19 protein-coding genes are annotated in these 22,339 nt (G+C 66.6%); all 19 read right to left on the bottom strand.

Annotated elements, in window-relative coordinates:
- Positions 1-3 precede the first annotated feature (3 nt).
- Complete coding sequence (gene nusA / locus EMQ25_RS12890) at positions 4-1,602, bottom strand: transcription termination factor NusA (RefSeq protein WP_127188989.1); 1,599 nt, start codon at positions 1,600-1,602, stop codon at positions 4-6.
- Positions 1,592-2,239, bottom strand: a complete 648-nt coding sequence (gene rimP / locus EMQ25_RS12885; RefSeq protein WP_127188988.1) for a ribosome maturation factor RimP — start codon at positions 2,237-2,239, stop codon at positions 1,592-1,594. The genes nusA and rimP overlap by 11 nt, the downstream gene beginning before the upstream one ends.
- A gap of 116 nt (positions 2,240-2,355) precedes the next feature.
- A complete protein-coding gene (locus EMQ25_RS12880) occupies positions 2,356-3,324 on the bottom strand; it encodes a ketopantoate reductase family protein (protein ID WP_127188987.1) in 969 nt (322 codons plus the stop codon).
- A 28-nt stretch (positions 3,325-3,352) separates the two neighbouring features.
- Complete coding sequence (trmB, locus tag EMQ25_RS12875) at positions 3,353-4,057, bottom strand: tRNA (guanosine(46)-N7)-methyltransferase TrmB (protein WP_127188986.1); 705 nt, start codon at positions 4,055-4,057, stop codon at positions 3,353-3,355.
- Between the two features lie 51 nt (positions 4,058-4,108).
- Positions 4,109-5,365, bottom strand: a complete 1,257-nt coding sequence (gene metK, locus EMQ25_RS12870) for a methionine adenosyltransferase (protein WP_127188985.1) — start codon at positions 5,363-5,365, stop codon at positions 4,109-4,111.
- A gap of 130 nt (positions 5,366-5,495) precedes the next feature.
- Entirely contained in the window at positions 5,496-7,112 is a 1,617-nt protein-coding gene (lnt, locus tag EMQ25_RS12865) for an apolipoprotein N-acyltransferase (protein ID WP_127188984.1), read from the bottom strand.
- A 97-nt stretch (positions 7,113-7,209) separates the two neighbouring features.
- Complete coding sequence (locus tag EMQ25_RS12860; protein WP_127188983.1) at positions 7,210-8,250, bottom strand: hemolysin family protein; 1,041 nt, start codon at positions 8,248-8,250, stop codon at positions 7,210-7,212.
- Between the two features lie 30 nt (positions 8,251-8,280).
- A complete protein-coding gene (gene ybeY, locus EMQ25_RS12855; protein ID WP_127188982.1) occupies positions 8,281-8,751 on the bottom strand; it encodes an rRNA maturation RNase YbeY in 471 nt (156 codons plus the stop codon).
- Positions 8,752-8,754: 3 nt separating this feature from the next.
- Positions 8,755-9,789: a PhoH family protein gene (locus tag EMQ25_RS12850; protein WP_127188981.1), complete on the bottom strand. Its 1,035-nt coding sequence runs from the start codon at positions 9,787-9,789 to the stop codon at positions 8,755-8,757.
- 36 nt (positions 9,790-9,825) lie between these two features.
- Positions 9,826-11,244: a tRNA (N6-isopentenyl adenosine(37)-C2)-methylthiotransferase MiaB gene (gene miaB, locus EMQ25_RS12845; RefSeq protein ID WP_127188980.1), complete on the bottom strand. Its 1,419-nt coding sequence runs from the start codon at positions 11,242-11,244 to the stop codon at positions 9,826-9,828.
- Between the two features lie 51 nt (positions 11,245-11,295).
- On the bottom strand, positions 11,296-11,742 hold the full coding sequence (locus tag EMQ25_RS12840) for a Fur family transcriptional regulator (protein ID WP_127188979.1): 447 nt from the start codon (positions 11,740-11,742) through the stop codon (positions 11,296-11,298).
- A gap of 37 nt (positions 11,743-11,779) precedes the next feature.
- Complete coding sequence (gene rimI / locus EMQ25_RS12835; RefSeq protein WP_127188978.1) at positions 11,780-12,259, bottom strand: ribosomal protein S18-alanine N-acetyltransferase; 480 nt, start codon at positions 12,257-12,259, stop codon at positions 11,780-11,782.
- A complete protein-coding gene (gene tsaB, locus EMQ25_RS12830) occupies positions 12,256-12,867 on the bottom strand; it encodes a tRNA (adenosine(37)-N6)-threonylcarbamoyltransferase complex dimerization subunit type 1 TsaB (RefSeq protein WP_127188977.1) in 612 nt (203 codons plus the stop codon). Before tsaB ends, rimI begins: the two co-directional genes overlap by 4 nt.
- A gap of 58 nt (positions 12,868-12,925) precedes the next feature.
- Positions 12,926-13,492: a NifU family protein gene (locus EMQ25_RS12825; RefSeq protein ID WP_127188976.1), complete on the bottom strand. Its 567-nt coding sequence runs from the start codon at positions 13,490-13,492 to the stop codon at positions 12,926-12,928.
- A 78-nt stretch (positions 13,493-13,570) separates the two neighbouring features.
- On the bottom strand, positions 13,571-14,059 hold the full coding sequence (locus EMQ25_RS12820; protein ID WP_127188975.1) for a universal stress protein: 489 nt from the start codon (positions 14,057-14,059) through the stop codon (positions 13,571-13,573).
- Between the two features lie 79 nt (positions 14,060-14,138).
- Positions 14,139-15,182 carry a tryptophan--tRNA ligase gene (trpS, locus tag EMQ25_RS12815; RefSeq protein WP_127188974.1) on the bottom strand — a complete coding sequence of 348 codons (1,044 nt, stop codon included), beginning with the start codon at positions 15,180-15,182 and terminating at the stop codon, positions 14,139-14,141.
- Positions 15,183-15,251: 69 nt separating this feature from the next.
- Positions 15,252-16,814, bottom strand: coding sequence for a murein biosynthesis integral membrane protein MurJ (gene murJ, locus EMQ25_RS12810; protein WP_127188973.1), 1,563 nt, complete (start codon positions 16,812-16,814; stop codon positions 15,252-15,254).
- A 30-nt stretch (positions 16,815-16,844) separates the two neighbouring features.
- Positions 16,845-19,652 carry a [protein-PII] uridylyltransferase gene (locus EMQ25_RS12805; protein WP_127188972.1) on the bottom strand — a complete coding sequence of 936 codons (2,808 nt, stop codon included), beginning with the start codon at positions 19,650-19,652 and terminating at the stop codon, positions 16,845-16,847.
- The gene (mutS, locus tag EMQ25_RS12800) at positions 19,633-22,311 is read right to left on the bottom strand and encodes a DNA mismatch repair protein MutS (protein ID WP_127188971.1); all 2,679 of its coding nucleotides are present in this window, start codon (positions 22,309-22,311) and stop codon (positions 19,633-19,635) included. The genes EMQ25_RS12805 and mutS overlap by 20 nt, the downstream gene beginning before the upstream one ends.
- Positions 22,312-22,339: the final 28 nt, after the last annotated feature.

Here is a 22,339-nt window from a genome sequence, read left to right as displayed (position 1 = left end):
GGCCTAGACCGCCTGCTCCTCGTCGATGATCTCGTCCTCGGCAGGCGCGAGATCGGCTTCGCTGATCCAGCCGGCCTTCAGCCGCGCCTGCAGCACCATTTCCTCGGCTTCCTCGCGGCTCACCGGGAAATCCTTGAGCGTGCCGTCGAAGCGCTTCAGTTCGCCATCCTTGCGTTCGGTCCAGCCCACGAGGTCGTCGGCTGCGCAGCCGGCAAAATCCTCGACAGTCTTGATGTCGTCCTTGCCGAGCGCCACGAGCATCGCGGCGGTGAGGCCGGGAATCTCGTAGAGATCGTCCGAAACCCCGAGCGCGACGCGCTCTTCGTCGAAGGCGCGGTCCTGGGCGGCGAGGAATTCGATGGCGCGGTTCTGGATCTCGCCGGCGGTTTCCTCGTCGAAGCCCTGGATGGAGGCGATTTCGCCGAGCTCGATATAGGCGAGCTCCTCGATCGAGGAGAAGCCTTCGGAAGCCAATAGCTGGGCAACCATCTCGTCAACGTCAAGGGCATCCATGAAGAGCGCCGAGCGCTCGGTGAATTCCTTCTGGCGCCGCTCGCTCTCTTCCTGCTCGGTCAGGATGTCGATGTCCCACCCGATGAGCTGGCTGGCAAGCCGCACGTTCTGGCCGCGCCGGCCGATGGCGAGCGACAGCTGCTCGTCGGGCACCACCACCTCGATGCGCTCGGCCTGCTCGTCGAGCACGACCTTGGCAACGTCAGCGGGCTGGAGCGCGGACACGACGAGATCGGCAATGTTGTCGGTCCAGGGGATAATGTCGATCTTCTCGCCCTGGAGCTCGCCGACCACCGCCTGCACGCGGCTGCCGCGCATGCCCACGCACGCGCCGACCGGATCGATCGAGGAATCCGAAGAGGTCACCGCGATCTTGGCACGGCTGCCCGGATCGCGCGCGATCGAGCGGATGGTGATGATCCCGTCATAGATCTCGGGCACTTCCTGCATGAAGAGCTTGGCCATGAACTGGGGATGGGTGCGCGAGAGGAAGATCTGCGGCCCGCGCTGCTCGCGGCGCACGTCGTAGACATAGGCGCGCACGCGATCGCCATAGCGGTACATTTCGCGCGGGATGAGCTCGTCGCGACGGATGATGGCTTCGCCACGCCCGAGGTCGACGATGACATTGCCGTATTCGACGCGCTTGACCGTGCCGTTCACGATCTCGCCGATGCGGTTGTAGTATTCGTCGTACATCCGCTCACGCTCGGCATCGCGCACCTTCTGCACGATGACCTGCTTGGCGGACTGGGCGGCGATGCGGCCGAATTCAATCGGGGGCAGGGGCTCGGTAACGAAATCGCCGATGCGGGCGGCGTCGTTACGGGCCTTGGCGCTCTTGAGATCGATCTGGCGGCCGGGTTCTTCGACCTCCCCGACGATCTCGAGCAGGCGCCACAGGCGCAGTTCACCCGAACGGGGATTGATTTCGGCCTTGATTTCGGTTTCGGCGCCGTAGCGGGCCTTGGCCGCCTTCTCGATGGCGTCCTGCATGGCTTCGATCACGACCATGCGGTCAATCGACTTTTCGCGGGCAACGGCGTCTGCGATCTGCAGAAGCTCAAGGCGGTTCGCGCTAACGGCCATTTGTGTCACTTTCCTCTGAAAGAGCGTCGTCGTCTATCGTGTCCTCGAGACCCATCTCGAGGGTCTCGATCTCCTCGTCATCGTCGATGGGGTGCTCGGCCTGCTCGAGGCGGGCCTTTTCCATGAGCGCGTCGGTCATGACGAGCTTGGCCTCGGCCAGCATGGCAAGCGGCAGGCGGTGGTCGGGATCGGTGCCCATGGGCGCATCGGGGACGCGGATGGTCACCGTCTCCTCGTCCGACCCGGCGATAATGCCGCGGAAGCGCTTGCGCCCCTCGATCATGTCGCCCAGTTCGACCTTCGCCTCATGGCCGATGAAACGGGCAAAATCGCGGGCGCGCACCAGGGGCCGGTCGATGCCGGGCGAGGAGACCTCGAGGTGATATTCCCGATCGATCGGATCCTCGACGTCGAGCACGGGGGAGAGGTCCTTGGAGAGGCGCTCGCAATCGGAAATGGTGAAGCGCCCCTCGGCGTCCTCGGCCATGATCTGCAGCGTCATGCCGTTCTCCTGGGTGAGCTTCACCCGGACGAGCGCATAGCCGAGGTCATTGGCCACCGGCTCGATGATCTGCGCGATGCGCGCCTCGAGCCCGGTCTCCTTGATGTAGCGTTTCTCGGTAAGATCGAAACCCATGGGTCCCTTCAGCGAATAAAAAAGAGCGGGGCCGGAAGGCTCCCACTCTGCAAGATGCCAGAGATGTTGGAGGGGTTTATAGCGCGCACGGGGTCCGGACGCAAGGGTGCGCCCCCTCAGCCCAGCGCGGCCTCGATTTCGGCGAGCCCGATGCTGCCCGGTTGCAGGCCTTCGGCAAGCATGCGCCGGGCAAGGGCGGCGAAATAGGCGTTGGCCGGCGTCGGTACGCCATGGAGCCGGCCCAGGAGCGCGATCTCGCCATTCAGCCAATCGGTCTCGATCGATCCGGTGCCGCGGCTGAGGCTCTGGGTGGAAGACGATCCCACCCGCTCGGCGCCCGCGATTTCGCCCTCGGTCATCAGCCGGGCGCGGCGCGCGGCATTTGAGCCCACATCTTCATGGGCAAGGCCCGCCGCGGCGAACACCGCTTCGCCCTCGGCGGTGAGACGCCGCGCGATCGGGGGGATCGCTTCATGCCCTTCCCCGAGCGCTGCGCCCACGATGTTGGCGAGATTGACGAGCAGCTTGCCGTTCTTGGCGGTCATCACATCAGGGCGAGCCTGGGCGGCGATCCCGGCCCGGGTCAGATCCGCGGCGATGGCCCGAGCGGTCTCGTCGTCGCCACCCGGATAGCGGCCGATATCGAAGATGCCGTGATGGGGCGTGCCGAAGGCATCGACGATGCCCGGCGTTGAAAAGACCGCCGGCATCAGGACGAGAAGCCCATAGACATTGGGGAAGACGCGGAGCGCCTGGCGCTCATTGTCGATGCCGTTCTGCGCACAGACGATGGCCTGCTCGCTCACCCCGGCGGCCGCAAGGGCCTCGAGGGCGGCCCGAGTGTGCTGGCTCTTGAGGGTCAGGACGATGATGTCGTCAGGGAGAAAGGCGATCGCCGCGGGATCGGGGACGACCGGGAACCGCGCCCGCTGATTGCCCATGGGCGTGCGCAGCAGCAGACCATCGGCCGCGATCGCGTCGTATTGCGGCCCACGGGCGATGCCGAGCACGTTCGCTCCGCTCAGCGCCAGCCGCGCCGCGACCGTCCCGCCGATCGCTCCGATCCCGTAGACGATGTAGCGCATGGCGGTCCCTTCCTTCGGACGGCCCCGCTCAGAGGCGGGTGAAGGTGAAATAAAAGCTCTTCATCCGGCCTTCGCGCCGGGCCTTCTGCTCATAGCGCGTGGGCTGCCAGCCCGGATAGGGCTCGTGCCATTGGCCGGGCCGCCCCGGCGTGAAGGCGAGGCCGGGCGCCCGCAGCACGTGGGCCAGCGTCCAATTGGCATAGTCCTCGATATCGCTCGCAAAGCAGAAGGCGGCACCGGGCTTCAAGACGCGGGCGATTTCGGTCAGCGTCACCGGCGAGACGAAGCGACGCTTGTGGTGGCGCGTCTTGGGCCAGGGGTCGGGATAAAGAAGATAAAGCCCGTCAATGCTGGCATCGGGCAGGGCGACGAGGAGCTTCAGCGCATCATCGGTGAAGAGCCGCACATTGGAGAGCTCGCGCTCGACGATGGTCTGGACCATCTTGCCGATGCCGCCGGTGAAGACCTCGCAGCCGATGAAGCCTGTCTCGGGCTCTTCGGCGGCCTTGCGCGCCAGATGCTCGCCCCCGCCATAACCGATCTCGATGACGATGCGCTTTGCCTGAGGAAAGAGGCTGCGCGGGTCGAAGCGCCCTTCGCCGAGCGCAATCTCGAGATCGGGCAGCGCACCGTCGACCAGCGCCTGCTGGCCGCCATGCAGGCGCTTGCCGGCGCGCCGGCCGAAAAAGGCGCGCGGGGCGCCCGCAAGGGTCTTGGGCAGCTCGCGGGTCATTGCAAAGTCCTTGGCGGGGCCCAGTGGCGCCGAAGAGCAGCGCCCCTGTGCTTACTTGAGGGCGGCCTTCAGCGCCGGCACGAGATCGGTCTTCTCCCAGGAGAAGGCGCCGTCGCGCCCCGCCTTGCGGCCGAAATGACCATAGGCCGAGGTGCGGGCATAGATGGGGCGATTGAGCCCCAGATGCGTGCGGATGCCGCGCGGGCTGAGATCGAGAACGCGCGTCAGAACCTCCTCGAGGCGCGCCTCCTCCACCTTGCCGGTGCCATGCAGGTCGACATAGACCGAGAGCGGCTGGGCGATGCCGATAGCGTAGGAAAGCTGGATGGTGCAGCGGTCGGCCAGATTGGCGGCCACCACGTTCTTGGCAAGATAGCGCGCAGCGTAGGCAGCCGAACGGTCGACCTTGCTCGGGTCCTTGCCCGAGAAGGCGCCGCCGCCATGGGGCGCCGCGCCGCCATAGGTATCAACGATGATCTTGCGGCCGGTGAGCCCGGCATCCCCGTCCGGCCCGCCGATGACGAAGGCGCCCGTGGGGTTGACGTACCAGACGCAATCCTCGGCGATCGAGAGTTCGCCCAGCGCCTCGCGGATGAAGGGCTCGACGATGCCGCGTACGTCGGCGGAGCTCAGCGTCTCGTCCAGGTGCTGGGTCGAGAGCACGATCCGGGTGACTTCGGCAGGTTCGCCGTTCTCGTAGCGTATCGTCACCTGGCTCTTGGCATCGGGACCGAGAACGGCCGCAGGGCCGGAGCCCGACTTGCGGGCACCCGCGAGGATTTCGAGGATCTTGTGGGCATAATAGATCGGCGCCGGCATCAGCTCGGGGGTTTCCCGGCAGGCATAGCCGAACATGATGCCCTGATCGCCCGCGCCCTCGTCCTTTTCGCCATTGGCATCGACGCCGCGCGCGATATGGGCGGACTGGCCGTGAAGCAGCACGTCGATCTTGGCGGTCTTCCAGTGGAAGCCGGTCTGCTCGTAGCCGATGGCGCGGATCGCCTTGCGGGCGGTCGAGCGGAACTTGGCGGGATTGACCACGGGATTGCCGGCCGCGTCGCGCAGCACATTGCCCTCGCGGTCCTTCTTGAGGAGCGTCTCGGGCACGCGCACTTCGCCCGCGATCACCACGCGGTTGGTCGTTGCGAGGGTCTCGCAAGCCACGCGCACCTGGCCCAGATCCATGCCGGTCTTCTTGGCTTCGCGAAAGATCATGTCGAGGATCTCGTCGGAGATCCGGTCGCACACCTTGTCGGGATGGCCCTCGGAAACGGATTCGGACGTGAAGAGATAGGAATTGCGTGCCACGGCATACCCCGCAAGAAAAAGACGCCGCGCCCGTCGGACGCCGCCCGGCAGGGTTTTGCCAGTGGTTCGCCCATGGGTCAAGGCGGATATAAAGAAAGCTTGATATCCCTTCCGGCCCGTGAGGAGAACGTTATGCCAGCGCCTTTCGCGGGCGGCGGCTCGCCCCGATCGAGAGGAGGGCGCCGACGCCGAGCGCAAAGAAGAACGGCCAGTGCCAAAGCCGGTTGAAGAGCGTCGTCTCGAGCTTCTGGGTCGGCACCACATCCATCAGCGCCATTTCTTCGGGCGCGAGACGGGCGGTGATGCGCCCGAGAGGGTCGGAAAGGAAGGTGATGCCGGAATTGCCGACCCGCACCATGGGCAGCCCCGCCTCCACGGCGCGGATCCGCGCGTGATGGGCGTGCTTTTCGGGCCCGATCGACCCGTCGAACCAGGCGTCATTTGTGATGTTGAGGATCCACTGGGCATCGCGCGGATCGGCGCCGAGCTGGCCCGAAAAGATCGCCTCGTAGCAGATGAGCGCGATGAAGGCGGGCGTGCCGGGCGCGGCAACCAGCCGCCGCCCGTCGCCCGGCGCCCAGCCTTCGGTGCCCGGCACGAACTGGCGGATGCCGAAAAGCCCGAAGAGATCGGCAAAGGGCAGGTATTCCCCAAAGGGCACGAGGTGGGACTTGTCGTAGCGCGCGACGATCTCGCCATTGGTATCGATGGCAAGGAGCGCGTTGTAGCCGGGATTGTCGGTGCCCGTGGCGTAGTCGGCCCGCGGGGCGCCGGTCAAGAGGAGCGCGTTTTCGGGCAGCATGCGACCGATCCGCGCCAGCGCATCGGGATACTGCCCCAGAAAGAACGGAAAGACCGATTCGGGCCAGATGACGTGTGTCACCCCGGAAAGCCCCGGATCGTCGGGACCGGTGCGGGTCTCGGTGAGCCCGATCAGCCTGTCCATCACGGTCGCCGGATCGGCGAGGCTCCAATCGACATGTTCGAGCACCATGGGCTGAACGAGCCGCAGGCGGAGATCGTCCCGTTCGGCGAGCGCAGTCGAGGAGAGCCGGACATTGCCCCAGCCCAGCTGCAGCGCAACGAGCCCCAGCGCAAGGCAGACGGGCACGAACCGGCGCGTCAGGGTCCGCCCGTCCGCCGGCCAGACCAGCGCCGGCGCAAAGCCGATCAGCGCGGCGATGAGGGTAAGCCCGTAGATCCCCACGAGGGACGCCGCCTGCACCATCTCGTCGGTACCGGTCAGGGCGTAGCCCAGAAGATCGAAGGGGAAACCGGTAAAAAACGTGCCGCGCGCATATTCGGCAGCGCCGAGGGCCGTCGCGAGGGTCGCGATGCGCCAAGGTCCATTGGACCAGAATGCATGGGCGAGCGCGCTACCCAGGCCCCAGAACAGCCCGATCAGCGCCGCGAGGGCAAGGATGGCGGGCGGCATGAGCAGGAGATAGAGCCCGCCTTCGATAAAGAAGGCCGCACCGAGCCAGTGGAAGGTGACGGTGAAATAGCCCCAGCCAAAGGCAAAGCCGATGGCGAAGGCCGGCCCGAAGAGGCGGTCGACAATCCCCCGTCCGGGCTCCGCGCCATCGAGCGCCCAGACCCAGAAGGGCATGGCGACGAGAAGCGCAGGCAGGATGAAGAGCGGCGCCGCCGACAGGGCGGCGACGGCGCCCGCAACATACAGAATGAGGAAGCGGCGCCAGCCATGGCTCAGCATCAGGGCTTCGGCGAGCCGGGTGACCGGGCTCATCTACGGGCAGGAGAATCAGGGACCATGGGGCACGTTCGCCGCAGGGCAGGGTGCCGTCAAGCCGGGGCGGGCGCGGCCGGGCCTGCCCCGGCCATGACTATTGAGTGAGCTGAGGGGGCTCTGCGTCTCCACGCACGCGCGTCTTGACCCGCTTGATCTTGAGCCGGCGGATCTGGCGGGCGTCGGAGGCCAGCACCTCGAACTCGAAACCGGGGAATTGGCGGATGATCTCGCCCTTTGCGGGGACGCGCCCGGCCAGATCGAAGACGAGGCCACCGACCGTATCGATCTCCTCGGCGCGGGCGCCCGGATCGAAATCGGGGCCGATCACCTCGCGCACTTCTTCGAGTTCGGCGCGGGCATTGGCGAGATAAATGTTGGAATTGACCTTCTTGACCATCGCCTCGTCCAGATCGTCATGCTCGTCCTCGATCTCGCCGACGACGGCCTCGAGCAGATCCTCGATGGTGACGACGCCATCGGTGCCGCCATACTCGTCGATCACGATCGCCATGTGCAGGCGCTTGTGCTGCATCTGCTGGAGGAGATCGCCCACCGGCATGGAGGGCGGCACGAAAAGGACGGGGCGCAGGAGGTCGAGCCGGCCGATCTTGAGCTTCAGGGCCGGGGAAACCAGCCGCACCGGAATGTCCTTGGCGGGATCGGTCACCGCCTCGGTAATGCGCCCCAGCGCATCCTTGACGTGGATGAAGCCCGTGATGTTGTCGAGGGTCTCGGTATAGACCGGGATACGGGAGTGGCCAACCTCACGGAAGAGCGCGAGCAGGGCGCCCAGGGATTGGTCCGCATCTATCGCCTCGATGTCGGCGCGCGGCACCATGACGTCGTCCACCCGCTTTTCCCCAAGCTGCAGCACGTTCTGCAGGATGGTGCGTTCGGAGGGCGAGAAATCGGCGGTCTCGCCATTGGCTTCGCTCTCGAGCGCGACTTCGAGATCGTCGCGCAGAGACGCGGTCCGGAGCGCAAAGAGGGCTTTGAGCCGGGACCAGAGTGTCTGCCCCCGCGGCTGGGCGGAGGCGGGACTAGACCCCGGTTCGGGGTTGGGTTCCTCGGGCAGCTTGACCAACGCCGTGGAACGACGTGCTTCCGGCACGCTCGGACTGTCTGAATCGCTCATTTCAAGGGGCCGCGCGGCGGCTGTTTCTCCTTATTGATAGGGATCGCTAAGACCCAGGCTCGCGAGAATCTGGGTCTCGAGGCCCTCCATGACAAGGGCCTCCTCGTCATCGATGTGATCATAGCCCAGAATGTGAAGGAAGCCATGGACCACGAGATGGGTGAAATGGTCCGTGAAGGGCTTGTCGAGTTCGATCGCTTCGCGCTCGAGCGTCTCGCGGGCAAGGATGATGTCCCCCAGGATGCCGAAAACAGGCGCAAAGGGCTCGATCTGGGGGAAACTGAGGACGTTGGTGGGCTTGTCCATGCCGCGCCACTCGGCGTTGAGGCCCTGCTGTTCGGCATCGTCGGTCAGAACGATCGAAAGCTCGGCCGGGCCGGTCTGGCGCGCGCCCGAAGCGGCAAGGGCCGCGGCGACCGCGGCTTCGGCGAGGGGCTCGAGCCCCTCCGGCCAGCCTTCGGCATTGTGCGCAAAGGCGATCTCGAATGGAGGCGAAGCCATGCGCTAACGCCCTGCGGCCTCGGTGGCGAGGCGCTTGGCGGTATCGGCCTCGTAGGCACGCACGATCCGGCCCACCAGCGCATGGCGCACCACGTCGCGATCCGAAAAGCGCGTGATATGGATGCCCTCGATGCCGTCGAGGAGGTTCACCGCCTCGACAAGGCCCGACTTCTCCCCGCGCGGCAGGTCAACCTGGGTCGGATCGCCGGTGACGATCATCTTGGAGTTCTCCCCGAGCCGGGTGAGAAACATCTTCATCTGCATCGAAGTGGTGTTCTGCGCCTCATCGAGGATGATCACCGAATTGGCGAGCGTGCGCCCGCGCATGAAGGCGAGCGGCGCGACCTCGATCATGCCGGTGGTGAGGCAGCGCTCGACGTTTTCGGGATGCATCATGTCGTAGAGCGCGTCGTAGAGCGGGCGGAGATAGGGATCGACCTTCTCGCGCATGTCGCCAGGCAGGAAGCCCAACCGCTCACCCGCCTCGACGGCGGGACGCGAGAGGATGATGCGGTTGATGTCGCCGCGTTCGAGCAGGGTGGCAGCGTGGGCGACGGCCAGATAGGTCTTGCCGGTGCCGGCCGGGCCCACCCCGAAGACGAGCTCGGAGCGCTCCATGGCGCGCATATAGGCGTCCTGGGCGGGGGTGCGCGCGACGATCGTCGCCTTGCGCGTCGCGATCTGCGCCATGCGCACCTTGCCCTTCTTTTCCATTGTGGGCAGGACGAGCTGGCTGTCCTCGCTCTCGATCATGCGGATCACGGCGTCGACATCGGCGATTTCGACCGGGCGGCCTTCCTCGAGCGAACCGTAAAGCGATTCCAGTACGCGGCGCGCCTGGTCTACGCCCGTGGCCGAGCCCATCAGCAGCACATGATTGCCACGCGGCGTGGCGCGCACCGAAAGGCGCTGCTCGATCAGCGCGAGGTTCTGGTCGAAATCCCCATAGAGCTGGGCGGCCAGACGATTGTCTTCGAAAGCGAGTTCAAGCTGGGAGGAAAGAGCGGTGTCTGGGGCGGATGGCAAGTGCCTGCTCAAATCTGGTTGGCTCCACGAGGCTGCGCCGCCTCATGTTCAGGCGACTGACGCGACCGATTCAACAACGCTAGCAGAGTTCGGTTCCATTCCCGTGACAATTTTGCCCGTGATGGAATTATTTCCAGTGGCCGTGATCAGCACCGGCTGCAGCGTGCCGATCAGGGCTTCGGGCGCTTCGACATGGACGGCCTGGAGATAAGGCGAGCGCCCGCCGAGCTGGCCGGGCATGCGGCCGGGGCGCTCGAGCAGTACGTCGAGCGTGCGTCCCACGCAGGCCTCTGCAAAAGCGCGGGTCTGGGCCGTGACGAGGGCCTGGAGCCGCTCGAGCCGCTCGGCCTTGACCGGCTCTGGCACCTGGTCGCCGAGCCCGGCGCCGGGGGTGCCGGGGCGGGGGGAATATTTGAAGGTAAAGGCCGAGGCGTAACCGACCTCGCGCACGATCGAAAGCGTGTCCTCGAAGTCGGCATCTGTCTCGCCCGGAAAACCGACGATGAAATCGCCCGAGAGCGCGATGTCCGGGCGCGCCGCGCGGATGCGCGCGATGACGTCCATGTACTGGGCGCGGGTGTGGCGGCGGTTCATCGCCTTGAGGATCGTGTCGGATCCCGACTGCACCGGCAGGTGGAGGTAGGGCATCAGCGCATCGAGATCGCGATGGGCCGCGATCAGATCGTCCGCCATGTCGATGGGATGGCTCGTGGTGTAGCGCAGGCGCGCGAGCCCGGGGATCGCCGCGAGGCGATGGCAGAGTTCGCCGAGCCCGATCGTGCGGCCAGCGGCATCCAGCCCGTGATAGGCGTTGACGTTCTGCCCGAGGAGCGTGATTTCGCGCACGCCGGCGGCCGCAAGGTTGCGCGCCTCAGCGAGAACCTGCTCGACGGGGCGGGAGGTCTCGGCACCGCGCGTATAGGGCACGACGCAGAACGAGCAGAACTTGTCGCACCCTTCCTGCACGGTGAGGAAGGCCGTGAGCCCGCGCTTCACCGTGACCTCGCGGCGCGCGGCAGGCAGGTGCTCGAACTTGTCTTCCTCGGGAAAATCGGTGTCGACGACGGCAGCGCCGTTATGGGCCCGTCCGATCAGTTCGGGCAGGCGGTGATAGGCCTGAGGGCCGAAGACGAGGTCGACCACGGGCGCCCGGCGGACGATCTCCTCGCCCTCCGCCTGCGCGACGCAGCCGGCGACACCGATCATCATGTCCCCGCCCGCCGCGCGGCGAGCCGCCCGCATCTCGCGCAACCGCCCCAGTTCGGAGAAGACCTTTTCGGAGGCCTTCTCACGGATGTGGCAGGTGTTGAGGACGACGAGGTCTGCTTCCTCGATCGCGCCGGTCGTCTCATAGCCGTGCGGCGCCAGCGCATCGGCCATGCGGTCGCTGTCATAGACGTTCATCTGACAGCCATAGGTCTTGATGAAGAGCTTCTTGCTCGGTTTTGGCGCGGGCATCTCGGTCATGGCCGGCTCATACAGCAAAACCAGCGGGCTTGCCAATCTCGCCCGCGCGCGTCAGTCCTTGTCGCGGGCCGGCTTGTCGAGCGGGATGGCGTAGAGCTCGAGCCTGTGGTCAACGAGGCGGTAGCCGAGCTTGCGGGCGATGACTTCCTGGATCGCCTCGATCTCCTCGTTGCGGAATTCGATGACGCGGCCCGAGCGGATGTCGATCAGATGATCGTGATGCTCGTCCGGGATGAGCTCGAAGCGGGCGCGTCCGTCCTTGAAGTCATGCTTGGTGACGAGACCGGCCTCCTCGAAGAGGTTAAGCGTGCGGTAGACCGTCGAGAGCGAGATGCGCGAATCGCGCGCCACCGCCCGGCGGTAGAGTTCCTCGACGTCGGGATGGTCGATGGCCTGCTCGATCACCTGGGCGATCACGCGGCGCTGGTCGGTCATGCGCATGCCGCGGGCGGCGCATTGCTCTTCGAGCGTGGGCTCGGTGGATTGCGTATCGTTCATCGGCCGGCCCCTTGTGCGTACAAGCCCCCGGTCGGGGTTAGCCAATATCGCGCGAGAGGACAAGGGCGGTGGCCGGCCGACCATCAGCGCGCGCGTAATAGCCGCTGCGCCGGCCGATTTCGACAAAGCCCGCGCGCCGGTAAAGGGCGATCGCCGCCGGATTGTCCTCGGCAACTTCGAGAAAGAGCTTGCGGGCCGCCGTCATCGAGAGAAAGGAAAGCCCCGCGCGCAGAAGCGCAGCCCCGACGCCCTTGCCGCGCCAGCGCGGATCGACGGCAATGGTGATGAGTTCGGCCTCGTCGCCCGCAAGCCGCAGCATGATGAAGCCCGCGACGCGCCGACGCGCATCCCGTGCGACGAGCACCGGGGAGCGCCGGTCGAGAATGTAGGTTTCGAAATCCTCGCGCGGCCATCCGCGATAGAAGCTATTGGCATGAAGACGCGCCAGGGCCTCGGCATCCCCGGTTTCCCCGCGCGTGATCCCGAGCCCATGGGGCGCCGACCAGAAACCGGTCATTGCTCCTCCCGCCTGCGGGCAATGCGGGCCCGGTCCTGCGGCTTGGCATCCGCGGACCGGACATAGGCCGCTTCGGGCACGAAGTCTTCGGGCGCGGCCGTCTGGGCGAAGCGAGCGAGGAGGGCAATATCGACGAAGGGGCTTTCGATGACGGGCGCGGTCCCCGCGCGGTCCCGCGCGTCTTGCATGGCAAGCACCATGGGCGGCGCGAGCGGCGTCGCCGGCGCTGCAAAGGGCTGGAAATAGGCTTCGCCGCGACGCGCATCGAGGAGGACGGAAAACGGCGTGGCGGCCGGGCCCGAAAACGAGAGAGCCAGAAGGCTCGGCACTCCGATGACGGGAAGGTCGCGTGCGAGCCCCAGGCCCCGCGCCGCGCTGAGCCCGATCCGCAGCCCGGTGAACGAACCCGGCCCCGTCGTGACCGCGATCCGCTCGATCAAGGTATGACCGAGCCCATTGCGCTCGAGCAGTCGGCCGATGCGATCGAAGATCAGTTCGGCATGGCCCTGGGCAAGGTCATCGATGCTGGTATCGGTTTGGCCATCGGGTCCGAGCAGCGCCAGTTGGAGGCGCGGGGCTGCGGTATCGATGGCGAGCACTGTGATCATGGGCCCAACCGATAGTGTGCGTCGGGCCCATGGGCAAGCGCCTTGCCGCGGCCTGCGGCTAGACCTGCTGGACGGCCTCGACGCCGGGCACGAAATGCCGGAGCAGGTTCTCGATGCCGTTCTTGAGGGTGGCGGTCGAGGAGGGGCAGCCCGAGCATGCGCCTTGCATGTGCAGGAACACCGTGCCCTCGCGATAGCCGCGGAAGATGATGTCGCCGCCATCCATGGCGACGGCGGGACGCACGCGGGTGGCGAGCAGTTCCTTGATCACCTCGACGGTCTCGGTGTCCTCGGCCTCGAAGAACTCCTCTTCGGTCTCGTCGGTCGGGATTGCCGCGCCGGCATCCCCGAGCACGGGCCGCCCCGAAAGGAAATGCTCCATGATCGCGCCCAGGATCGCCGGCTTGATATGGGCCCATTCGGTCTCGTCCTTGGTGACCGAGATGAAATCCGAGCCGAGAAAGACGCCGGTGACGCCGGGCAGGCCGAAAAGGCTCGCGGCCAGCGGCGAGGCCATGGCCGTTTCGGGGCTGCGGAAATCGCGCGGCTCGCCCACGAGCACATCGCGGCCGGGGAGGAATTTGAGCGTCGCCGGGTTGGGCGTGGCTTCGGTCTGGATGAACATGGCGCGTCCGATCAGTTTAGAACCGTTCTAGAACGCGAGAGATAGGCTTTTTCGTCCTCGCATGCAAGGCCCGGGCGATCAGCAGACCGCGATGATCTCCTCATCGGTCATCGTGCCCGGCACGATGGTAATCGGGATGCGGAGCGCCGTACCGCCCGAGCGGGTGGCAAAGGCGGTGACCAGCGGACCCGGCCCGTCGCCCGACGCGCTTGCGGCCAGAACCAGGATGGCGATGTCGCGATCCTTCTCGATCAGCTGCTCGATTGCAGCGATGCCGCGTCCCTCGCGGATCACGGTCTCGGTTCGGATGTTGCCGATCTTTTTGAGCCGCGCGATGCGCTTGTCGAGGATTGCCTCGGCCTCCTCCAGCGCTTCGGCACGCAGCACGTCCTCGACCCCGAGCCCGTGGAAGCCAGGGGGATCGATGACCGAGAGCAGCACGACCGTGCCGCCCGTCCGCCGAACGCGATAGGCCGCGAAGGTGAGGGCCCGATCGCACTCCTCGGTGTCGTCGATGACGACGAGGAATTTGCGTTTGTATTCGCTCGATGGCGCGGTTTCGGTCACGCGCTTGCCCCGTCGCTGTTTCGGATGCCGGGAGTCTGCCACCGGGCGGGCCGCCGCACAAGCGGCACCCCGGGCCCGGTCAGCGGACGAAGCCGACGATGTCGCGCACGTCCTTCATCACCGGCGCGGCGATGGCGCGCGCCCGCTCGGCCCCGTCGCGCAGGATCGCGTCCATCTCGGCGCGGTCCGCGAGCAGCCGGCGCATCTCGTCTGCGATGGGCCCGAGCACGGAGACCGCGAGGTCGGACAGGGCCGGCTTGAAGACGCCCCAGCCCTTGCCGCCGAACTCGGAGAGCACCTCATCGACGGACCGCCCGGAGAGCGCGGCATAGATGCCGACGAGGTTTTCGGCTTCAGGTCGGCCAGCAAGGCCTTCGGCGGTTTCGGGAAGGGGTGCGGGATCTGTGGTCGCGCGCTTGATCTTCTTGGCGATCAGAGCGGCATCGTCGAGCATGTAGATGGTGGAAAGGTCCGACGCGTCGGACTTGCTCATCTTGCGCGTGCCGTCCTTGAGGCTTTTGACGCGCATGGCGGGCCCGGTGATCATCGGCTCGGTCAGGGGGAAGAACTCGGGCTCGTGCCCGGCCGCCTTGATCTGCTTTTTGAAGTCGTGATTGAACTTCTTGGCGATGTCGCGGGTCAGTTCGAGGTGCTGCTTCTGGTCCTCGCCGACCGGCACCCCGGTCGCCTTGTAGAGCAGGATGTCGGCAGCCATCAGCGAGGGATAGGCAAAAAGCCCGAGCGAAATGGCCTCGGAATTCTCCCCACCCGCCTCGGCGGCCTTGTCCTTGAACTGGGTCATGCGGGCCATCCAGCCCATGCGCGCGACGCAGTTGAAGATCCAGGAAAGCTCGGCGTGCTCGACCACCTGGGACTGGTTGAAGATGATCGATCTTTTCGGATCGAGCCCGGACGCGATGTAGGCGGCCGCGATCTCGTAGGTCCAGCGCCGCAGGTCCTCGGGCTCCTGCCAGACTGTGATCGCGTGCATGTCGACGACGCAATAGATGCACTCATGGGTCTGCTGCAGCGGCACGAAACGGCGGATGGCGCCGAGATAATTGCCGAGGTGCAGATCGCCCGAGGGCTTGATGCCTGAGAAGACGCGGGGGGTGAAGGCCATGAGCGATATCCAAAAAGAACTGGACCGGCTTATCGCGTAAAGGGGCGGGGCAAGGCAAGCCTTCCCCCATCACCCGCCGCGGCGCAGGCGCCTCAGGAGCATGCCGAGCGGCTGGATGCCGAAGCCATGGATGGCCGCAAAATAGATCGCCATGCCCGATAGGACGAGCCCGCCCAGCGCAAGAAGCTGGATGAGGAAGCTCGCCCCCGGCGAAAAGACCGGGCCGAGCAGCACCGAGAGCCCCGCGAGCAGCAGCGCCATGCCCACGGCAATGACGACGATGCCCGAATGGCGCAGCCACCCGGCCCGGTCGAGCGCGAAATGGCCCCGTCGCGCAAGGAAGGTCGCGAGCAGGATCGTGTTGACCCAGGCCGAGATCGTGGTCGCAAGCGCGATGCCGACATGGGCGAACTGGGCAAAGAGCGCAAAGGCGAGGCCGACATTCACCGCGGCCGAAATGGCCGCAAAGATGGTCGGGGTCACCGTGTCCTGCCGCGCAAAGAAGCCCGGCTGCAGGACGCGCACGAGGACGAAGGCGGGAAGCCCGAGCGAGAAGGCGATGAGGGCGCGCGCGGTCTCGACCGTCGCGACCGCATCGAACGCCCCCCGCTCGAAGAGCACCCGCACGATCGGTTCGGCGAGCGCGGCGAGTGCCGTCGCAGCCGGCATGGACAGCAGCATGGCGATCAGCAGCGACTGGTCCTGCACCCCGCGCGCCTCATTGTCCCTGCCGCCCTTGATGTGGCGGGCGAGCTCTGGCAGCAGCACCGTGCCGATGGCGATGCCGATGATGCCGAGCGGCAGCTGGTAGAGCCGGTCGGCGTAATAGAGATAGGAGATCGCGCTCTCCGCGCCCGAGGCGATGATGGTGCCCACGAAGATGTTGATCTGGGTGATACCGCCGGTAAGGATCGCGGGAACGGCCAGCACCCAGAAGCGCCTTATTTCGGGGGAGAGCGTCGGCAGGCGGAAGGCGGGCCGGAAGCCGGCCTTGGAAATCGCGCGCCAGACCAGCGCCAGCTGCGCGATGCCGCCCGCCATGGTGGCGATGGCAACCCAGATTGCCGCTTCGGCGCCGGTCTCGACCGTCCAGATGACGAGCGGGATCATGGCCGCGACCGAAACGAGGTTCAGCAGCACCGGGGCAAAGGCGGCCGCAAAGAACTTGCCGAGGCTGTTGAGGATGGCGCCATAGGCCGCCATCAGGCTCATGCAGGCGAGGTAGGGGAACATGATCCGGGTGAGGAGCACGGTCAGCTCGTACTTTTCCGGATCGTCGGCAAAGCCGGGCACGAAGGGCGCGAGCACCACGGGCATGAAGATTTCGGCGAGGATGGTGACGACGAGGATCACCGTGACGAGCCACGCCATGATGCGCGAGGCGAGTTCGCGTGCCGAATCGGGGCCATGCTGCTCGAGTGCCCCGGCAAACATGGGCACGAAGGCGGTATTGAACGCCCCCTCGGCAAAGAGCCGGCGGAAGAGGTTAGGAAAGCGGAAGGCGGCGAGAAAAGCGTCGGCCGCCATGCCGGTGCCCAGCACCGCCGCCATCAGCGCATCGCGCACGAAGCCGGCAATGCGGCTCAGGAGGGTGAGCCCGCCGACCGAAAGGAAATTGCGATAGAGGCTCATCCGGCCGACGCGTCCCCTCGGGCGCGCGTCTCAGCCATTGGCCACCTTGGGGGCCTTGTCCTCGCCGCCACGCCGCGCGAAGACCGCGAGCAGGGCATCGCGGATCTTCTTCTGGCGCGTCTTTGAAACGATCTTCTGCCCGGTGAGGTCCGTCACGTAAAAGACGTCGACCGCCTTTTCCCCATAGGTGCCGATATGGGCCGACCCGATGGTGAGGTTGAGATCGGCGATCTCACGGGTCAATTGATGGAGGAGCCCGGTGCGGTCGAGCCCGGAGACCTCGATCACGGTGAACTTTTCCGAGAGTGCATTCGAGACCAGCACGTCGGCGGGCAGCGAGAAGGGCTTGAGGCGCCGGTTGTGCCGGCTTTCCTTGCCCAGATCGATGAGGATCTGGCGCCGGCCCTGCAGCAATTGCTTGACGGTGTCGATGATGCGGGTGGCGCGGACCTTCTCGTCCTCGTCGGAGGTGAAGGCGCGCCTCAACCGGAACGTGTCGACCGCGCGCCCGTCGCGCGTGCCGAAAATCTGTGCCCCGATGATCGAAGCTTCGCACATGGTGCAGGCGCCTGCGATCAGCGAGAGGAGACGCGGATGGTCGGGGGTATAGAAGGAAACCTCTGTGATCCCCTCGAAGGCCTGGATGCGGATGGTGCCGGCAAACGCCTCTTCCGCACGGTCGGCCTGGCGGATCATGCGGGCGTGCTCGATCTGCAGCTCGGGTTCTGCGCGCAGCCAGTAGTGATCGTAGTGACGGCCGAGATACGCCTCGATCTCCTCGGGCTCCCATTTGCCGAGCGCGCCCTTCAGCACCGATTTCGCCGCCTCGATCCGGTCGCGCTGGGTGACCTGGGAATGCCCGCCCGAGAGCAGCGGCTCGGTGGCGAAATAGAGCGCGCGCAGCAGCGAGCCTTTCCATCCGGTCCAGACGCCGGGACCCACCGCACGGATGTCGCAGGCGGTCAGGATCATCAGCAGCGCGAGACGCTGCGGGCTCTGCACGATGTCGGCGAAGGCGCGCGCGGTTTCGGGATCCTGGATGTCGCGCGCCTGGGCGACCTCGCTCATCAGCAGATGATGGCGCACGAGCCAGGCGACGGTATCGGTTTCGGCCGGCGAAAGCCCGATGCGCGGGCAGAAACGGCGGGCGATGCGCTCGCCGGCCTCTGAATGGTCGTCGGGCCGGCCCTTGGCGATGTCATGCAGAAAGAGCGCGACATAGAGTAGCCGCACATCGCTCAGATGGGGCAGTAGCTCATGGGTCAGCGGCAGTTCGTCCCGCAGCCCGCCATTGGCGATCTCGGCCATGACCCCGACCGCGCGGATCAGGTGCTCGTCCACCGTGTAGTGGTGGTACATGTTGAATTGCATGAGCGCGACGATCTTGCCGAACTCGGGCACGAACTTGCCCAGCACGCCACTCTCGTTCATCGCGCGCAGGATGCGCTCGACGCTGGTGGGGTGGGTGAGGATGGACAGGAAATAGGCGTTGGCGCGCTTGTCGGCCCGCAAGTTGCCGTTGATCAGCCGCAGCGAACGGGTGATCTGCTTTATGGCGTCGGGATGAAAGAGCAGGTCGAGCTGGCCTGCGATGTGGAAGCATTTGACGAGGTTGACCGGATCGGCCTCGAAGACACCGGGCTCGGCGATGTTGAGCCGGCCGCTGTCGATGACGAAGGCGGTCTCGCCCTTGATCTTCTGGCGGCCGCGCCGGAAGGGCGACAGTGCCCGGCCCAGCAGGTCCATGTCCTTGGCGTGGTTGAATTCGAGGCTCGTGCAGAAGATGCGGGTGAGGTCGCCCACATCCTTGGCGACGAGGAAATAGCGCTTCATCAGCCGCTCCACACCGAGCATGCCGGCGCGATCGGCAAAGCCCAGCCGTCTCGCGAGGTCGGGCTGGACATCGAAGGTCAGCTTCTCGTCGGCGCGGCCGGTGAGAAAGTGCAAATTGCACCGGATCGCCCAGAGGAAGTCCTCGGCGCGCTGGAAGAGGCGGTATTCGTCCACCGAGAGCACGCCCTTGTCGACGAGCTCGGCGCTGGTCTTGACCCGGTAGAAATACTTCCCGATCCAGAAGAGCGTGTTGAGGTCGCGCAGCCCCCCCTTTCCGTCCTTGACGTTGGGCTCGACCACGTAGCGGGTATTGCCCATCTGGCGGTGGCGCTCTTCGCGCTCGGCCATCTTGGCGGCGATGAATTCGGGGCCGGTGCGCGCAACGATCTCGGTTTCGAACCGGGTGACGAGCTGCTCGAAGAGGCCACGATCGCCCGTGAGATAGCGCGCCTCGAGCGTCGCCGTCCGCACCGTCATGTCGGCCTTTGCCATGCGCATGCAGTCATCGACCGAGCGGACGGCATGGCCGACCTTCTGCCCGAGATCCCAGAGCATGTAGAGAATGTATTCGGTGACCTTTTCGCCCCAGGGGGTCTGCTTGTTGGGCAGGATGAAGAGCAGGTCGATGTCCGATCCCGGCGCGAGCGTGCCCCGGCCATAGCCGCCGACGGCCGCCAGCGCGATCGCCTCGGCGCCCGAGGGGGTCGCGGCGGGATAGACGCGATGGACCGCAAAGGCGTGGATGGCGCGGATGATTTCGTCTTCGGCCAGGCAGAGCGCCATGGCACAGCGCGTGCCGCGGCCGGTCGAGGCGAGATCCGCTTCGGCCGCGGTGCGCGCCTCCGCAAGGGTCCGGCGCATGTGCCCGAGCACTACCGCCCGCGCTTCGGGAGAGGCGGGATCGAGCGTGCCGACCTCCTCGGAAAGATCGGCGAGCAGCCGCTCGGCGCTTCTGGGCGCAAAGCCCTGACGTCGCGGACGGAGGTCAGCTTCTGCGAGCGGCATCACGGAGGGTCTTGAGTTCATATACCAGGTCGATTGCGGCGCGGGGGGTCAGTTCGTCGGGCCGGATGCGGTCGAGCATGTCATCTATGGGATTAACATCGGGCTTAGGCGGCGGGGCAGCGTGCGCGAACAGTGGCAGATCGTCTAGCACGATGGCCGGGGTGCCGGAAGAGCGCTGCTCGAGCGCGGCGAGCACATGGCGGGCACGGGAAAGCACGGTTTCGGGAAGTCCGGCGAGCTTGGCCACGGCAATGCCGTAGGAGCGGTCGGCGGCGCCGGCGGCCACTTCGTGCAGGAAGACGACTTCACCCTCCCATTCGCGCACCGTCATGGTGTGGTTGGAGACCCGCGCCAGCGTCTTGGCGAGCGCCGTCATCTCGTGGAAATGGGTGGCGAAGAGCCCCCGGCAGCGCGTCTCGTCATGAAGCGATTCTACCGTCGCCCAGGCGATCGAGAGCCCGTCGAAGGTCGCCGTGCCCCGTCCGATCTCATCGAGTATGACGAGCGAGCGCTGGGTCGCGCGATTGAGGATGGCGGCGGTCTCGACCATCTCCACCATGAAGGTGGAGCGCCCCCCGGCAATGTCGTCCGACGCACCGACGCGCGAAAAGACGCGATCGACCACGCCGATATGCGCCCGTTGCGCGGGCACGAAGCTGCCGGTCTGCGCGAGGATCGCGATCAGCGCGTTCTGCCGCAGGAAGGTCGACTTGCCCCCCATATTGGGCCCGGTGACGAGCCAGAGGCCGGCATCGGAGAGATCGCAATCATTGGCGACGAAGGGCTGGCCGGCAGCGCTCACCATGGCCTCGACCACCGGGTGGCGCCCCCCTTCGATGGCGAAGGCAAGGCTGTCGTCGATCTCGGGCCGGCAGAAATTGCGCGTCCCGGCGAGGTGGGCGAGGGCGGCGGTGACGTCGAGCTCGGCAAGCGCGTCGGCGGTGGCGCGCAGGCGATCGGTTTGCGCAAGGGTTTCTGCGACGAGTCGCGAAAAGATCGCCGCCTCGATCTCGAGGGCGGCCTGCCCGGCCCGCGCGATCGCCCCTTCGAGCTCGGCGAGTTCGGGGGTCGTGAAGCGCATCGCATTGGCGAGGCTCTGGCGGTGGATGAAGATGTCCCGATGCTCGGGTTCGAGCAGCCGCGCGCCCTGTGCTGCAGGCACTTCGAGGAAATAGCCCAGAACGTTGTTGTGCCGGATCTTGAGGGATTTGAGCCCCGTCTCCTCCCCCAGTCGGGCCTGAAGCGCGGCGATGACGCCGCGCGTTTCGGTGCCGAGCGCACGCTCGCGGTCGAGCGCGGCATCGAACCCCGCCCGCACGAAGCCGCCGTCGCGTGCGCTCAGCGGCGGGCTGTCGTCGAGCGCCGCCGAGAGGGCCTCGGCGAGGCCCGCCGGCGCATCCCCAAGCGTCCGGGCGATCGCCGCGAGCCCGGGAGGAAGCGCGTCTGCGCCGGCAAGGCGTTCGGCGAGTGCACCGGCCGCGCCCACGGCGCGCGCGATGGAGAGGAGGTCGCGCGGGCCGCCGCGGTCGAGCGCCAGACGGGTGAGCCCGCGCGTCAGATCGGGCGCCGCCTTCAGGCCTTCGCGCAGCTGGGTGCAGAGCCGGCTTTCCTCCACCAGCGCTTCCACCATGTCGAGCCGCGCATTGACCGGGTCGGGCTGGGCGAGCGGGGCGGCAAGGCGGCGCGCCAGAAGGCGGGAACCGGGCGGGGTGACGCAGCAGTCGATCTCCCCCAGCAGCGACCCGCGGACCTCGCCGCGCTGGGTGGTGAGCAGTTCGAGCGAATTGCGGGTGGCAAGATCGATTGCCATATGCGCGGCAACCCGCTCGGCGGCGGGCGCGCGCAGGGCGACCGGCGCGCCCTTCTGGCTTTCCCCAACATAGGCGAGGAGGGCCCCGAGCGCCGCGCGCCCGGCGCGGGAAAAGGCGGTGGGGTCGACCTCGGCAAGCGGGAAGACCGCGCCGATCCGCTCGGCGGCCTTGCGGCTTTCGAAGAGGTCGGGCTCGACTTTGGAGAGCACCACCCTGCCGAGGGCCTGGCCGAGCGTGCCGAGGGCCTCGGCGGTCGCGGGTGCAAGGATCAGCTCGGCCGGGGCGATGCGCGCGAGTTCGTCCATGAGCGCCTCGGCGGGCACGTCGGCGACCGCCGTTTCACCCGTCGAGACATCCGCCCAGGCGAGGGCGAAATCGGCCTCGCCATGGCGCAGCATGGAGAGGGCGGCAAGATAATTGGCCTCGCGCGGCGGCAGCAGATCGTCCTCGGTCAGGGTGCCCGGGGTCACGAGGCGCACGACGTCGCGCTTCACCACCGATTTCGAGCCGCGCTTGCGCGCCTCGGCGGGATCCTCGACCTGCTCGCATATCGCGACCTTGTGCCCGAGCCCGATCAGCTTTCTCAGATAATCCTGCGCGGCGTGGATCGGGACCCCGCACATGGGGATGTCCTCGCCCAGATGCTTGCCGCGCCGGGTGAGCACGATGCCCAGGGCAGCCGCCGCGATCTCGGCGTCCTCGAAGAACATCTCGTAGAAATCGCCCATCCGGTAAAACAGCAGGTAACCGGGATTGATGGCCTTGATCTCGAGGAACTGCGCCATCATCGGGGTCACGGCGGCGCTTGCCGGGGCGGTCTGGGCGATGTCGAAAGGCGCCTGGTCCATCACGCATGCTTTGGTCGCGGAAAGGCGC

It is taken from the genome of Arsenicitalea aurantiaca (genome assembly GCF_003994485.1).
GTDB classification, from domain to species: domain Bacteria; phylum Pseudomonadota; class Alphaproteobacteria; order Rhizobiales; family Devosiaceae; genus Arsenicitalea; species Arsenicitalea aurantiaca.
Note: the sequence above shows the minus strand (reverse complement) of the source record. Positions and strands in the feature narration are given on the sequence as shown.